14 protein-coding genes and 1 pseudogene are annotated in these 13,396 nt (G+C 49.9%); 8 read left to right on the top strand and 7 right to left on the bottom strand.

Annotation, left to right across the window (positions count from 1 at the left end; all coding sequences use genetic code 11):
- Window positions 1-25 precede the first annotated feature (25 nt).
- From BQ6873_RS10550 to BQ6873_RS10530, 5 genes and pseudogenes are all read right to left on the bottom strand, one after another.
- Window positions 26-226 (bottom strand): hypothetical protein, encoded by a 201-nt coding sequence (locus BQ6873_RS10550; RefSeq protein WP_076592604.1) that lies wholly within the window; start codon window positions 224-226, stop codon window positions 26-28.
- 114 nt (window positions 227-340) lie between these two features.
- Window positions 341-1,195, bottom strand: a complete 855-nt coding sequence (locus BQ6873_RS10545; RefSeq protein WP_076592603.1) for a hypothetical protein — start codon at window positions 1,193-1,195, stop codon at window positions 341-343.
- Window positions 1,196-2,399: 1,204 nt separating this feature from the next.
- Window positions 2,400-3,335: pseudogene (locus BQ6873_RS10540) on the bottom strand (YifB family Mg chelatase-like AAA ATPase); the annotation flags it as partial.
- Between the two features lie 42 nt (window positions 3,336-3,377).
- Window positions 3,378-3,737 (bottom strand): aminoacyl-tRNA synthetase, encoded by a 360-nt coding sequence (locus BQ6873_RS10535; RefSeq protein WP_076592602.1) that lies wholly within the window; start codon window positions 3,735-3,737, stop codon window positions 3,378-3,380.
- 130 nt (window positions 3,738-3,867) lie between these two features.
- Window positions 3,868-4,107: an accessory factor UbiK family protein gene (locus BQ6873_RS10530; protein WP_076594064.1), complete on the bottom strand. Its 240-nt coding sequence runs from the start codon at window positions 4,105-4,107 to the stop codon at window positions 3,868-3,870.
- Between the two features lie 232 nt (window positions 4,108-4,339).
- Here BQ6873_RS10530 and BQ6873_RS10525 point away from each other — a divergent pair, with 232 nt between their 5' ends.
- The 8 genes from BQ6873_RS10525 to ptsP all read left to right on the top strand — a co-directional run bounded on the left by BQ6873_RS10525 (window position 4,340) and on the right by ptsP (window position 12,099).
- Window positions 4,340-5,080, top strand: coding sequence for a TorF family putative porin (locus BQ6873_RS10525; RefSeq protein WP_076592601.1), 741 nt, complete (start codon window positions 4,340-4,342; stop codon window positions 5,078-5,080).
- Between the two features lie 25 nt (window positions 5,081-5,105).
- On the top strand, window positions 5,106-5,444 hold the full coding sequence (gene glnK, locus BQ6873_RS10520; RefSeq protein WP_076592600.1) for a P-II family nitrogen regulator: 339 nt from the start codon (window positions 5,106-5,108) through the stop codon (window positions 5,442-5,444).
- Between the two features lie 10 nt (window positions 5,445-5,454).
- A complete protein-coding gene (locus BQ6873_RS10515) occupies window positions 5,455-6,873 on the top strand; it encodes an ammonium transporter (RefSeq protein ID WP_083664440.1) in 1,419 nt (472 codons plus the stop codon).
- A 213-nt stretch (window positions 6,874-7,086) separates the two neighbouring features.
- Window positions 7,087-8,385 carry a glutamate--cysteine ligase gene (gene gshA / locus BQ6873_RS10510; protein WP_076592598.1) on the top strand — a complete coding sequence of 433 codons (1,299 nt, stop codon included), beginning with the start codon at window positions 7,087-7,089 and terminating at the stop codon, window positions 8,383-8,385.
- Window positions 8,386-8,534: 149 nt separating this feature from the next.
- Window positions 8,535-9,491, top strand: a complete 957-nt coding sequence (gshB, locus tag BQ6873_RS10505; RefSeq protein ID WP_076592597.1) for a glutathione synthase — start codon at window positions 8,535-8,537, stop codon at window positions 9,489-9,491.
- A gap of 70 nt (window positions 9,492-9,561) precedes the next feature.
- Window positions 9,562-9,969: a PTS sugar transporter subunit IIA gene (locus BQ6873_RS10500; RefSeq protein ID WP_076592596.1), complete on the top strand. Its 408-nt coding sequence runs from the start codon at window positions 9,562-9,564 to the stop codon at window positions 9,967-9,969.
- A gap of 24 nt (window positions 9,970-9,993) precedes the next feature.
- Window positions 9,994-10,263, top strand: coding sequence for an HPr family phosphocarrier protein (locus BQ6873_RS10495; RefSeq protein ID WP_011979400.1), 270 nt, complete (start codon window positions 9,994-9,996; stop codon window positions 10,261-10,263).
- A gap of 87 nt (window positions 10,264-10,350) precedes the next feature.
- Complete coding sequence (ptsP, locus tag BQ6873_RS10490) at window positions 10,351-12,099, top strand: phosphoenolpyruvate--protein phosphotransferase (RefSeq protein WP_076592595.1); 1,749 nt, start codon at window positions 10,351-10,353, stop codon at window positions 12,097-12,099.
- Between the two features lie 35 nt (window positions 12,100-12,134).
- Here ptsP and BQ6873_RS10485 read toward each other — a convergent pair whose 3' ends face one another.
- Both BQ6873_RS10485 and BQ6873_RS10480 read right to left on the bottom strand, forming a co-directional pair.
- Complete coding sequence (locus BQ6873_RS10485; RefSeq protein WP_076592594.1) at window positions 12,135-12,719, bottom strand: chromate transporter; 585 nt, start codon at window positions 12,717-12,719, stop codon at window positions 12,135-12,137.
- Complete coding sequence (locus tag BQ6873_RS10480) at window positions 12,716-13,291, bottom strand: chromate transporter (RefSeq protein ID WP_076592593.1); 576 nt, start codon at window positions 13,289-13,291, stop codon at window positions 12,716-12,718. The genes BQ6873_RS10485 and BQ6873_RS10480 overlap by 4 nt, the downstream gene beginning before the upstream one ends.
- Window positions 13,292-13,396 lie beyond the last annotated feature (105 nt).

Below are 13,396 nucleotides of genomic sequence, written 5' to 3'. Positions count from 1 at the left end.
AATCAATGCTCATTTGTTTTTCAGATCAGGGCTTTTCTTCGGGGGCGCTGTCCATGCCATGTACGCCCTTTACTTTTTCGCTCAAAGCACGAGCTTGAAATTCAAATTGTTTGGAGAATGATTCTTCTAGGATTTGTTTAAATCGATGATGAGGTATTCCAAGCACAAGTGTGTCGTCATTAATAATGCCGCTAATCGTGAATTTTTTGCTAGGGCTATAGGACATAATATTCTCCGTGGCACACGTTTGTTTATATTACCCCTTCGTAGAACTTGTAATTGGATTTTATGCCTTTAGTGCACTGGTACCATGCACTATCGCCATACGTTAGTATTTTTTCTATTTTTTAAAAAAAGATTTATACCCGGTCAAATAGTAGTGATTTGCTTCATGCGGTTTTGTATCATCTTTTTCCATAGACCTCGTGCGGTATAACAACCCAGAGGTTAAAAGAAATGAATTCGCTTTTGGTATTTCTCGTTCCGGGACGCCGGTTTTTGAAAGTATCGTAGGGAATGCGGGTGTACTGAATGCGTTGTCTCGATCACGAGTTGATGCATAGTAAAAATAAAGTTTCATCGCATTTAACTCATGTCTCCCACGCATAAAAAAATTCGAAAAGGGAGCAAAACTTGTTTTTGCTGGTGTCAACAATTCCAAGCCTGGTAATTTTGACCATTGCTCACCACTTCCTAAGCCATAAATCTCATATGATCCTGCGCCATCAATTCGGCGAATCAACTTCCTCTCTAAAAGCTTTTGCAAGCCTAGGGAAATTAGTTTCTTCGATAGCCCAGTGATTTGTATGAAGTCTTCGTAAGTCAATCTGGCCACCATCGCTCCCACGACTGTTTCTTCGCTACTAGACCTCAGATAATTTTCAGTGCTTTTCCCTAGCGTCCAGGGTGGTGCCGCGTGAGATGTCATGTCAGGGGTTACTGTAGCTGACGTTGATATATCAAGGATTCTGTTCTTGTCGTTATTGCTTATCGCTAAATTTTCGAGTGGTGTAGATACTGCGGCTTGTTTTCCTTGTATGGGTTTCGCTAGCCGCTCAGTGGCGTATTGGCAAAGTGCATAAAACAATATAAGTGCTGCTGTACCGGAGGATCCGTCGGCTACCCAGTTGAATTTGAGGATGGTGCCGTTTCGTATCCAAGTGTTTGGCATTCTTGCCCAAGGTTTGATATTCATTAAGGTTTTACTTTCCAAGCCAAAACAAGCAAAACTACAAAGCCAAGAATTACGCCAATTGATAGTAACAATGGCATTAATCGCATAGATACCTCAGACAACTGTATAAGAGATTTAGTAAGTAACGTAAGCAAAGAAGAAATCATGATTCGTCCTATGAGTATTGACGATCTCATTTTTTACTATCTTCAATCCTCTATCTAGATAGAGGAACGTTGAAATTATTAAATAAAGTTCATAACCAATTGAATTTAAAGGTAATAAATATTTAAAAATAGTCTATTTAATTATTGAAATAGTTCACGAGTGAGAATAAATATTGCAAATATAATAATATTTGTTTCAAAATGGAAGTAAGTAAAAATAGTTTTTCTTAAATTCAATGTTGCCATAAAGTAATTTGTCGCTGACAACGGCTCGTCGTTTTATTGCGACGAGCCGCCATTATTACGGTTTTTTGCGGTGCCAATAGATTGCCATGGCGATTGCTACTAGGAGGAAAGTTGCTCCGACCGGGTATGTGTCCAAGGTTTTTACAACGGATTCGATAAAATCGCCGACTTGGCTAAATTCAAGGTTGAAAATCATAATGTTGCCTTTTTATTATTAATGTTATTTGGTGACGGTTGATCCGTACCACTTCTATTTATAAGTTTTAAAAGGCGACAACTTTCAAATGCGCGAATGTTTACCGCATGTTGGTAAAACACTTGTTTGCCAAACGTAGTAGACGTAGGTGGCCTGAGTTTGTTGATATTCACGTTATTTTTCAATTCTTCGCGGAACAGGTTCCGCATGACCAAGATCGGTTTTCCGCTCTTGAGGCGAACAAGGTTTCAGGCCGATAGAACGCTGTTTGTTAAATCGCATGGCGGGCGACAATGCGATGAGGTATCGAATCGCTTACAAAATGGGCTGTTGGCAAGGCGTTCAGCAACTGGTGTGGGAATGACCGCAGAAAAGGCGGAGCCATGAGCGCCGATGTAAGCGCTGCGATGAACTAACTGATGGAATATGAACGTGATCCACGAGTACTCTATCTGGTCGGCAGAAGTACTTGGATTTGATCAAAGCAAGCACGTATACCGATGATATGTGCTCGCGCTGGTGGCGAGTTGGAGTGAAAAGGCATTGCCACCGATAAATTGGAATTAATACATTCCAACCTTCATTTTTTTAAACAATCACTTTCTTGTCACCTAACGGGCAGCTCATCAAGAAAAAGCACGCCGCGGTGCGCGAGTGAAATTTCTCCCGGACGTGGTGTACCGCCACCACCAACCAATGCCACGCCGGATGCAGTGTGATGCGGTGCACGATAAGGGCGGACTTTCCAGCGCGCACTGTTGAAACCGCTGGTTAGCGATTGTACGGCGGCTGATTCCAGTGCTTCATCATCCGTCATTGGCGGCAGGATGCCGGCGAAGCGTGCGGCCAGCATGGACTTGCCTGTACCTGGAGGTCCAACCATAAGTAGGCTGTGGCCGCCAGCAGCAGCAACTTCCAATGCGCGTTTGGCCTGTATCTGTCCTTTTACTTCAGCCAGATCCGGGTAGTTGGGACGGATGCTGATGGGTGCGGCGATATGGCGTGTCAGGCGCGCATCTGGGTCAAGAGCGGCGAAGTGTGCGCACACCTGCAAGAGCGAATCGGCCGGTAGTATCGTGACGTCGTTGACCAGGGCAGCTTCATCGGCATTCATGCGCGGGAGTATGAATGCACGTTGTTGGCCGCTTTTATCACCAGAACGGTGCATCGCAAAAGTCATCGCAAGCGCCCCGCGTATCGGGCGTAACTCGCCGGACAGGGATAGTTCTCCGGCAAATTCGTACTTATCCAGGGTGTCAGCCGGCATTTGGCCGGAGGCGGCGAGTATGCCGAGCGCAATCGGTAAATCAAACCGTCCCGATTCTTTGGGTAGATCGGCTGGCGCCAGATTGACGGTGATGCGGCGTGCAGGGAATTCAAAGCCAGCATTCTGCAAGGCAGCACGCACACGATCTTTGGATTCCTTCACTTCGGTTTCAGGCAGGCCAACAATCGTAAAGCTGGGTAATCCATTGGCCAGATGTACTTCGACGGTGACTTCCGGTGCTTGCATACCAGTTAGTGCGCGACTTCTCAAAACGGCTAGGCTCATTACCTTCCTTTTCGGATTGTTTTTGTTGTGGGCTTGTTGCTTTCAGTGTTTGCAGTGCTTGGTGTGTTCCAGCTGTGCGATTACCGCTTTTACGATGGCGAATCTGATTGCCTGGCATTTACTGGGATGATCGGAAAAATGCACGACGGTTGTGCCGATGTGGACCGCTTTACCGTTCGGATCAGTTGTTCCTTGGTCGTAGCTGATGACCAAGTCATATTCGGCTATCAATGGTCCGCAGGCTTGCCAGTCGCGGGTCCACTTGGGCAAAAGCTTGGTGTTTTCCCAGAGCGAACCTGCGCTCTCATAAAACTCTTCTACATTGTGATGACCCAGCAGTTGCGCCAAGTGCCGCTCCTTGGCGACGCAACTGCGGAAGTACTCTTCGTCGCTCATACGCATGGCTTGACCCTTTTATTCTCATTGGATGTCAATGCTGCTTATTGCTGAAACGATACGGCTAGTCGCATGCGACAAGACTGGTTGTGTCGCCAGTCGTATCGGATATGAACTATATAAATAGTGCGTGCGCTTATTTTTTCAGTTGTGCTTCCAGCGCTGCGACTTGTGCTTCCAGTGTTTCAAGCTTGGCGCGGGTGTTGGCTAATACTTGCGCTTGCACGTCGAATTCTTCTCGTGTCACCAGATCCAGCTTGGAAAATCCCTGGCTCATCATCGCCTTTACATTCTTTTCAATGTCCTTGGCTGGTGAGTTTTCCAAAGCCTGATTGATTTTGTCTTGCATATCGCTAAAGAAATTTGGCTTTTCCATCATATCCTCGAAATAAAGTGGTTATTTGGCACCATAAAGGTGCAATTCTGATTTGTGCGTGCTATAAAAGTGCGTATCGGGGCGTAGGCAAACAAGAAATATACGATCCGACAACTGTAAATGATAAAAATGATAATACATCTAGTCTAAAAAAGGCTGGCATGAGTCCTGCTAAATAGGAATCGAAGATAACCAACGTTTGGTTTCTACATTCAACTTTAAAGGGAAGATCATGAAAAAACTGATTATTGCGGTTGCTGTAATGGGTGCGTTCGCCGGTAGCATGGCACATGCTGAGGATGCAGTGCCAGAACATTCGTTCACAGGCAATCTTTCTGTAGTCAGCGACTATCGCTTCCGTGGTGTTTCGCAAACCTTTAAACAACCAGCCGTACAAGGCGGTTTCGACTACGCTCATTCTAGCGGTTTCTATGTCGGCAACTGGAACTCGAATGTAAGCGGTAATTCGTTTACAGATGGCTCCATTGAAATGGATCTGTACGGTGGTTACAAATTTACCATCGCTCCTGACTTGACTGGTGATGTTGGCGTTCTGTACTACTACTATCCAGGCGCATTCAACACTGGTACCAACAAAAAATACAATACGACAGAGCTGTATGCTGCCGGTACGTACAAATGGTTCACTCTGAAGTACAGCAGCACTGTTTCCGATTTCTTCGCTACGCCTGATTCCAAAGGTTCTGGTTACCTTGAGTTGAACGCTGCATTTGAAGTCGCAGACAAAACCACTCTGGGCTTCCATGTTGGCCAACAAAAAGTGCGTCACAACGGCTCCTTGGACTATACAGACTACAAAGTTTCCCTCGCGCGTGACTTCGGATTTGCGACCATTGGCTTAGCTATCATTGGTACAGATGTTGATGGCGATGGTCCTGTTACTAGCGGAAGTGGCAAAGTGAAAAAGACAGCTGGTACAACCGGTGTATTGTCGATCTCCAAAGCTTTCTAATTTAAAAATAACGTAAGAGGTTCCAATGAAACTGATTACCGCCATTATCAAGCCCTTCAAGCTGGATGAAGTGCGCGAAGCCTTGTCTTCGATCGGTGTGCAAGGCATCACCGTAACTGAAGTCAAAGGCTTCGGTCGCCAAAAAGGTCATACAGAGCTGTATCGTGGTGCCGAGTATGTGGTCGACTTTCTGCCTAAGACAAAAATCGAAGCTGCTGTTGATGATGCGATCGTTGATCGTGCTATCGAAGCAATCGAAACTGCGGCAAGAACCGGCAAAATAGGCGATGGCAAAATTTTCGTCTATGACTTGCAACAAGTCGTCCGCATCCGCACCGGCGAAACCGGTAAAGAAGCACTTTAAGGGGAATGAGATGAGTATGAAGAAAATGTTCACAAGTGCCCTTGCAACTGGTGCTTTGTTACTGGCGGTTGGGTTTGCCGCACCAGCGATTGCTGAAGATGCTGCACCTGCAGCAGCGCCTGCTGCTGAAGCGGTGGTCGTTGTTACGGAAAAAGCAGTCGTAGAGGCACCTGCTGCAGCGCCAGCTGCACCTGCTGCACCGGCCGCGCCGGAAGCAGTATTGAACACCGGTGATACTTCCTGGATGTTGACATCAACGATGCTGGTCATCTTGATGACGATTCCTGGCCTCGCCTTGTTCTACGGCGGCTTGGGTCGCTCGAAAAACATGTTGTCCGTGCTGATGCAGGTCTTCGTGATTTTCTCGACGATCACTATTCTCTGGTGCCTGTATGGCTACAGCCTGGTGTTCGCTGACGGTGGTTCCTTCGTTGGTACCTTCGGCAAGCTCTTCTTGAATGGCATCAAGCCGGACACACTGTCGGGAACCATTCCTGAGTATGTGTTCGTTGCGTTCCAATCGACCTTTGCTGCGATTACTTGCGCACTGATCGTTGGTGCTTTCGCCGAGCGTATGAAGTTTGCCGCAGTGCTGGCGTTCAGCGTACTGTGGTTCACATTCAGCTACATCCCGGTTGCACACATGGTGTGGGCTCCTACCGGTCTGTTGTTTGCTGACGGTGCACTCGACTTCGCTGGCGGTACTGTTGTTCACATCAATGCAGGTGTTGCTGGTTTGGTTGGCGCTTACATGGTTGGCAAGCGTATCGGTTTCGGTAAAGAAGCAATGCCTCCGCATTCGCTGACATTGACGATGGTTGGTGCATCGTTGCTGTGGGTGGGCTGGTTTGGTTTCAATGCTGGTTCTGCTCTGGGTGCAAATCCGATTGCTGGTCTGGCATTCATCAACACGATTCTGGCAACTGGCGCTGCGACTCTGTCATGGATCACTGCTGAATCCATGCTCAAAGGTAAAGCTTCAATGTTGGGCGCTGCTTCGGGTGCGGTTGCTGGTCTGGTTGGCATCACGCCAGCTGCCGGCTTCGTCGGTCCTATGGGCTCCATCATCCTTGGCTTGCTCGTCGGTGTAATCTGCCTGTGGGGTGTAACTGGTCTGAAACGCTTGTTGGGTGCAGATGATGCATTTGACGTGTTCGGTGTTCACGGTGTTGGCGGTATCTTCGGTGCGCTTCTGACCGGTGTATTGGCTTCGCCATCGTTCGGCGGTACCGGCGCAGCAGACTTCTCGATCGCTCATCAAGTGATGGTGCAATTCAAAGCTGTAGCGATCACCATCGTGTGGACTGCAGTAGTTGCCTTCATCATCTTCAAACTGGTTGATCTGGTTATCGGTCTGCGTGTATCTGATGAAGCAGAACGCGAAGGCCTGGACATTACCAGCCACGGCGAAACAGCGTATCACTCCTGATTGTTGTTTCTGAAATGACGGGCCCCGCGCAAGCGGGGTTTGCAAAAGCGCCTCTTAACGAGGCGCTTTTTTCATTTGGGGCTTTAAAAAAGCTTTTCAGCCCTAATCTAAGTATCCCAAATTGAGCAAATCCGATTGCAATGCGGACGACGCAATCGGTATTTCCCGTTAGAATCAGCTTCAATTAACGATAGTTCAGCACATAAGGTTTATATGGTTCCGCATCTCGTCACGGCCTTGAATGGTCCGCTGCTCGACCTTGAGAAAAAAATCCTGAGCGCTACGCCAGCCATCGAGCGCTGGTTCCGGCTGGAATGGCAGGAACATACTCCGCCCTTTTATTGCTCGGTCGATTTGCGTAATGCCGGTTTCAAGCTGGCGCCGGTCGATACCAATTTATTTCCTGGTGGTTTTAACAACCTTTCGCCAGAAATGTTGCCGCTGGCGGTGCAGGCAGCGATGGCGGCGATTGAAAAATATTGTCCGGACGCTAAGAATTTATTGCTGGTTCCTGAAGGCCATACGCGCAATACCTTTTATCTGCAAAACGTCGCCCGTTTAATGCAGATCTTCCGCCAAACCGGTTTGAATGTACGCCTCGGCTCCTTATCGCCGGACGTTACCGGACCAACACCGATTGAATTGCCGGATGGTACGACCTTGACGCTGGAGCCGCTGGAGCGCTCGCACAACGGTCGTCGCGTCGGTTTGAAGAACTTTGATCCTTGCACCATTTTGCTGAATAACGATTTATCGTCCGGCTTGCCGTCGATACTGGAAAACGTGAACGAGCAAAATCTGTTGCCGCCTTTGCACGCCGGTTGGGCTGTGCGGCGCAAGACTAATCACTTCTCCGCCTATGATGAAGTGGTCAAGAAATTCGCCAAGTTGATCGACGTTGACCCATGGATGCTAAATCCGTATTTCATGAAATGCGAGAACGTCAATTTCAACGAACATACCGGTGAAGATTGCCTGGCCTCGAATGTCGATACCTTGCTGGCGAAGATGCGCAAGAAGTACAAGGAATACGGCATCAAGGAAAAACCGTTCGTGATCATCAAGGCCGATGCCGGTACTTACGGCATGGGCATCATGACCGTGCACGATGCGAGCGAAGTCAAGGATCTGAACCGCAAGCAGCGTAACAAGATGTCGGTCGTCAAAGATGGCTTGGAAGTTACGGACGTGATTATTCAGGAAGGCGTGCCGACTTTTGAGCACATCAATGAATCGGTCGCGGAGCCGGTGGTCTACATGATAGATCGCTATGTGGTTGGCGGTTTCTATCGTGTGCATGCAGAACGTGGCAATGATGAGAATCTGAATGCGCCGGGTGCACATTACGTGCCGCTGGCATTTGCACATCAGCACGCATTGCCGGATTACCAGGCAAAACCTGGTACTGCGGCGCCAAATCGCTTCTATATGTATGGTGTGGTCGCGCGACTGGCCTTGCTGGCAGCCTCGCTGGAAATGGAAAAAACAGACCCTAATCCGGAAGTGTATTAATGCTAAATTCGCCACCCTAACCGGTGGCGAATTTACTTCCTCGGTGAAAAAATCGACTTGGTGTCACAATTGAGTGGTTTGCAAATATGCCCACCAATAACATGCTTGCCCAGACTCAGTCGGGCAGCGCGCTTCTCAGGATGTATTGAATGAAATTAGCTTTTGTTGCCGATCCGCTGGATGGTTTCAAGATTTACAAGGACACGACCTACGCGATGATGACCGAAGCGGCACGCCGCGGTCATACCATCCATGTATTTCAACACAAGGATATGGCCTTCGAAGGCGGCAAGGTCATCGCGAATGTGTCACGCGTAACGCTGACTGGCGGCGAGCAGGATGACTGGTATCGTCAGGATGCGCCGGTCGTGCAAGAATTGACGGCCTTCGATGCGGTGCTGGAACGTACCGATCCGCCCTTCAATATGGAATACATCTACGCGACCTACTTGCTGGAGTTGGCGCAGCAACAGGGCGCGCGCATCTTCAACAAGCCGGAAGCGGTACGCAGCTTTAATGAAAAGCTCGCGATTGCACAATTTCCGCAATACATCGCACCTACGCTGGTCACCAGCGATGCCGCCCGAGTGCGCGCCTTCCATCAAGAACATCGCGATATCATTCTCAAACCACTGGACGGTATGGGCGGTGCTGGTATCTTCCGCGTCAAGGACGATGCACTGAATTTGGGCTCCATCATAGAAACGCTGTCGGATAACGGTCATCGAACCATTATGGTGCAGCGTTATATTCCAGAGATTACCGAAGGCGATAAACGCATTTTGTTGATAGGTGGACAAGTAGTGCCTTACTGCCTGGCGCGCATTCCGCAGGGCACTGAAATCCGCGGTAATCTGGCGGTAGGCGGAATCGGCGTCGCACGTGAAATATCGGCACGCGACCGCGAAATCGGTGAGGCTTTGGCGCCACTTTTATTAAAAAGAGGCTTGTTACTGGTAGGATTGGACGCAATTGGTAATTACATGACTGAATTAAATGTAACCAGCCCAACTTGCTTCCAGGAAATCAAACAGCAAACCGGCTTCGATGTGGCGGCAATGTTCGTCGATGCGCTGGAAAAGCACGCTGAAACATGGAATTCGTAAGTAGTTGATAGAACTTGCCGGATTTTGTCGGCAATTCTGTCGTGAAAAAACGTTTGGATTAATTAAATAGATGGTCGGTATCCTGTTATTGACGCACGCACCTTTGGGGCAAGCCTTTATCTCGGCGGCTACCCATGTGTTCCGCACACGTCCGGAACGGCTGGATGCGGTCGACGTCAACGCAGATCAGGACACGCGTGAAGTCGAGCAACTCGCCAAGAAGGCCATCGTCGGTCTCGACGACGGCGCCGGCGTGCTGGTGATTACCGATGTCATGGGCGGGACACCATCGAACTGTACATTGGGCTTGTGCAATGTACCGAATGTGGCGGTCATTGCCGGTATCAGTTTGCCGATGTTGTTGCGCGCAATTACGTATCGGCAAGATACGTTGGATGTAGTAGTGGAAATGGCACTGGCGGGTGGTCAGGGCGGCGCGGTGAGGGTAGACAACCGTGTGCGGCTTTCGCCTAATTAATTTGAATTCAAATCTATAAGAAAAATGATTGAACAAGAAATTGAAATTATCAACAAACTCGGTCTGCATGCACGCGCATCGGCCAAACTGACACAATTAGCTGCCAAGTACAAAAGCGAAGTCTGGATGACGCGCAACAAGCGTCGCGTCAACGCCAAGTCCATCATGGGAGTCATGATGCTGGCAGCCGGCAAGGGCGCCAAGGTCACGCTGGAGACCGACGGACCGGATGAGAAAGAGTGCTTCGATGCGCTCGAACTGCTGATTCAAAATAAATTCGGTGAAGGCGAGTAAGCCAGTAGACGTGGCAAGCGCCTTGCTTGCATCTGCAGGCTTCATTTTCGTATTGTCTTCAGGCCCTATTGATTCGGACCGATCCCGATGACTTCTTTTACGCTACACGGCATTCCAGTATCGCGCGGCATCGCAATCGGCCGCGCGCATATTCTTGCGCCAGCCGCGCTCGATGTGCAGCATTATCTGGTGGCCGACGATCAAGTCGAGGCTGAAGTCGCGCGACTGCAATCGGCGATTGCCACCGTGCATGCCGAATTACAAAACATCTGGAACGAGTTGCCGAAAGATGCACCAGCAGAGCTGGGCGCATTCATCGACGTTCATGCTTTGATTCTCTCCGATCCGATGATTTCCGAAATGCCTCTGGACATCATACGCTCGCGTTATTACAACGCTGAGTGGGCATTGGTCACGCAGATTGAAGAATTGTCTGCACAGTTCGAAGAAATCGAAGATACCTATTTGCGCGAGCGCAGAGCCGACATCCAGCAAGTCGGTGAACGTGTGCTGAAAGTATTAACCGGTAGTGCCAATCTGTTGCCGAAGGCCGATGGCAGCGAAGGCAGCGCCAGCATGATCGTCGTGGCACACGATATTTCGCCGGCAGACATGCTGCAGTTCCGTAACCGCGCCTTCAATGGATTTATTACCGACGTCGGTGGGCAGAACTCGCATACCGCCATCGTTGCGCGTAGCTTGGATATTCCGGCGACGGTCGGCGTCTCCAATGCTTCTGCACTGATAGTGCAAGGCGACTGGATCATCATCGACGGCGATGCCGGCGTGGTGGTGGTTGATCCGACATCGGTCGTGCTCGATCAATATCGCGAGAAGCAGGCGCGCCAGATACGTGATCGCAAGAAACTCGGCAAGCTGAAGAAAACACCATCGCTGACACTAGACGGCACGCCGATTACCTTGCTGGCGAATATCGAATTCCCGGACGATTGCGCTCATGCAATGGATGCGGGCGCGCATGGCGTTGGCTTGTTCCGTTCCGAATTCTTGTTCATGGGGCGCACCGGACACGCGAATCAATTGCCATCGGAAGATGAACAATTTGCATCCTACAAGCGTGCCGTGATTGCGATGAAGGGACGTCCGGTCACGATACGTACACTCGACATCGGTGCTGACAAACCATTGGATTTTGCCGAACAAACTGCACTTAATCCAGCGCTGGGTTTGCGTGCGATTCGTTTTTGCCTGTCCGAGCCGCAAATGTTCCTGACGCAGTTGCGCGCGATCTTGCGTGCATCCGCATTTGGTCCGGTCAAAATGCTGGTGCCTATGTTGGCACATGCGTTCGAGATTGATCAAACCTTGTTGATGATAGAGCAGGCAAAGACGCAATTACGCGCAGAGAAAATCAAGTTCGATCCAGAGATGCCGGTAGGCGCAATGATAGAAATTCCTGCAGCTGCCTTGACGCTGCCGCTCTTCATCAAGCGCATGGATTTTCTATCGATAGGCACGAACGATTTGATTCAATACACGCTGGCCATTGATCGCGTCGATCACGAAGTCGCACACTTGTACAACCCGCTGCACCCTGCCGTGCTGTACTTGTTATCGACTACGATTGCGATTGCGGCCAAAGCCGGCGTGCCGCTTTCTGTCTGCGGCGAGATGGCGGGCGATATCAGTATGACGCGCTTGCTGTTAGGCATGGGCTTGCGTGAATTCTCCATGCATCCATCGCAATTGCTGGCTGTGAAGAATGAAATTTTGAATAGCGATTTGGAAGTGTTGGTACCGGCAACACGAAAAATCGCACGCACGTTTGAGCCGAAGGCGATTGCCGAAGCGGTAGAAAAACTGCGTACCCTGTAATTAGGTGCCAGGCGCGCTGATGAGCGCGCCATTTTTTACACCAGACCCAACCATCCCAATAAAGCACCTGCTGCTAGCAGCCACAAAATGTGTATGCGGGTTTGCAGAATCATAAACATCGCGGCACAGGTAATCAGCCAGAGCGGCCAATCTTCTGATGGTGTGCTGTGTGCGCTGGCAAGTATCCAGCCGGTGGCAAACACCAAACCCACCACGATAGGTCCCATCCCCAATTTGAAGGCGCGTACAGCACGCAACTCGCGATTGCGATGGACCCAGCGTGTTGCCAGATACGTAAACGTTGTACTGGGCAGCAGTATTCCTATCATCGTCACGGTCATGCCGAACAATCCCGTCGCCATGTCGCCCGCATTTAAACCTATATTCCATCCCATCAGCGCAACGAACAAGACATTCGGTCCGGGTGCTGCTTGTGCAAGCGTGATCGACGTGCTGAATTGAGGGTCGGTTAACCAGTGTTGTTCTACTACCAGATAACGATGCATTTCCGGTGCTGCTGCAATCGCACCGCCTAATGACAATAGCGACAGCGACATGTAGTGCAGGAGCAGATGCAACCAGTCGGCGGATTGCATGGTGAGACGTAAGCTGTCGTTCATGGTGCGAGCTTTCGATAAGCCAGCACACAGCTGATAAGGCCGAGTCCGAACAGTGGGTAAATCAGTGGCAATCGCAGTAATGCGACGGCGCTAAAACATAGAAAGCCGAGCGCGATGCACAGGCGTGGTCCGAGAGGATTGTTTTTCAAGCCACGCGCCAGTTTGACGCCGGTTGCCAGTATCAGTCCGGCAGCGACAGCCCCCATCGCGCGCAAGGTATCCACGATCCTCGGATCATGGGCATACGGCGCGTAAATAATCGCGATGGTGAGTATCAGCAGCAGTGGGCACAACAACATGCCGCTCAATGCTGCAAGTGCGCCGGGCAAACCGAAATAACGACCGCCGATGATGATCGATAAATTCACCACATTGGGCCCGGGCATGATTTGCGCGACGGCCCAGTCTTCAACAAATTCTTCTTGTGTCAGCCACTTTTTTTTCTCGACCAACTCGCGTTGCACGATGGCCATTACGCCGCCGAAACCTTGCAAGGCGAGCAAGGTAAAGGAAACAAACAGATCGGTGAGCGACTGAGGATGTGGTTTGTCGTCTGCTGGTACGGTATTCATTGGATATCGATGACGTAAGGCGTGAGCGTGCTGGCGTGACAGCAATGCAGCACATAGATAGACGCTGTGTGCTGCGTGGTTGGTAGTGCATGTGTTGTGAGAGCA

Source organism: Herminiimonas arsenitoxidans (assembly GCF_900130075.1).
In the GTDB taxonomy this organism is placed as follows: Bacteria; Pseudomonadota; Gammaproteobacteria; order Burkholderiales; family Burkholderiaceae_D; genus Oxalicibacterium; species Oxalicibacterium arsenitoxidans.
Note: the sequence above shows the minus strand (reverse complement) of the source record. Positions and strands in the feature narration are given on the sequence as shown.

Bases quoted from the DNA above. Each gene is read 5' to 3' on its own strand.
- BQ6873_RS10515 (WP_083664440.1), top strand. From the start codon at position 5,455: ATGAGTATGAAGAAAATGTTCACAAGTGCCCTTGCAACTGGTGCTTTG.
- BQ6873_RS10495 (WP_011979400.1), top strand. From the start codon at position 9,994: ATGATTGAACAAGAAATTGAAATTATCAACAAACTCGGTCTGCATGCA.
- glnK (WP_076592600.1), top strand. From the start codon at position 5,106: ATGAAACTGATTACCGCCATTATCAAGCCCTTCAAGCTGGATGAAGTG.
- BQ6873_RS10530 (WP_076594064.1), bottom strand. From the start codon at position 4,107: ATGGAAAAGCCAAATTTCTTTAGCGATATGCAAGACAAAATCAATCAG.
- BQ6873_RS10550 (WP_076592604.1), bottom strand. From the start codon at position 226: ATGTCCTATAGCCCTAGCAAAAAATTCACGATTAGCGGCATTATTAAT.
- BQ6873_RS10545 (WP_076592603.1), bottom strand. From the start codon at position 1,195: ATGAATATCAAACCTTGGGCAAGAATGCCAAACACTTGGATACGAAAC.
- BQ6873_RS10480 (WP_076592593.1), bottom strand. From the start codon at position 13,291: ATGAATACCGTACCAGCAGACGACAAACCACATCCTCAGTCGCTCACC.
- gshB (WP_076592597.1), top strand. From the start codon at position 8,535: ATGAAATTAGCTTTTGTTGCCGATCCGCTGGATGGTTTCAAGATTTAC.
- BQ6873_RS10485 (WP_076592594.1), bottom strand. From the start codon at position 12,719: ATGAACGACAGCTTACGTCTCACCATGCAATCCGCCGACTGGTTGCAT.
- BQ6873_RS10535 (WP_076592602.1), bottom strand. From the start codon at position 3,737: ATGCGTATGAGCGACGAAGAGTACTTCCGCAGTTGCGTCGCCAAGGAG.
- ptsP (WP_076592595.1), top strand. From the start codon at position 10,351: ATGACTTCTTTTACGCTACACGGCATTCCAGTATCGCGCGGCATCGCA.
- BQ6873_RS10500 (WP_076592596.1), top strand. From the start codon at position 9,562: ATGGTCGGTATCCTGTTATTGACGCACGCACCTTTGGGGCAAGCCTTT.
- gshA (WP_076592598.1), top strand. From the start codon at position 7,087: ATGGTTCCGCATCTCGTCACGGCCTTGAATGGTCCGCTGCTCGACCTT.
- BQ6873_RS10525 (WP_076592601.1), top strand. From the start codon at position 4,340: ATGAAAAAACTGATTATTGCGGTTGCTGTAATGGGTGCGTTCGCCGGT.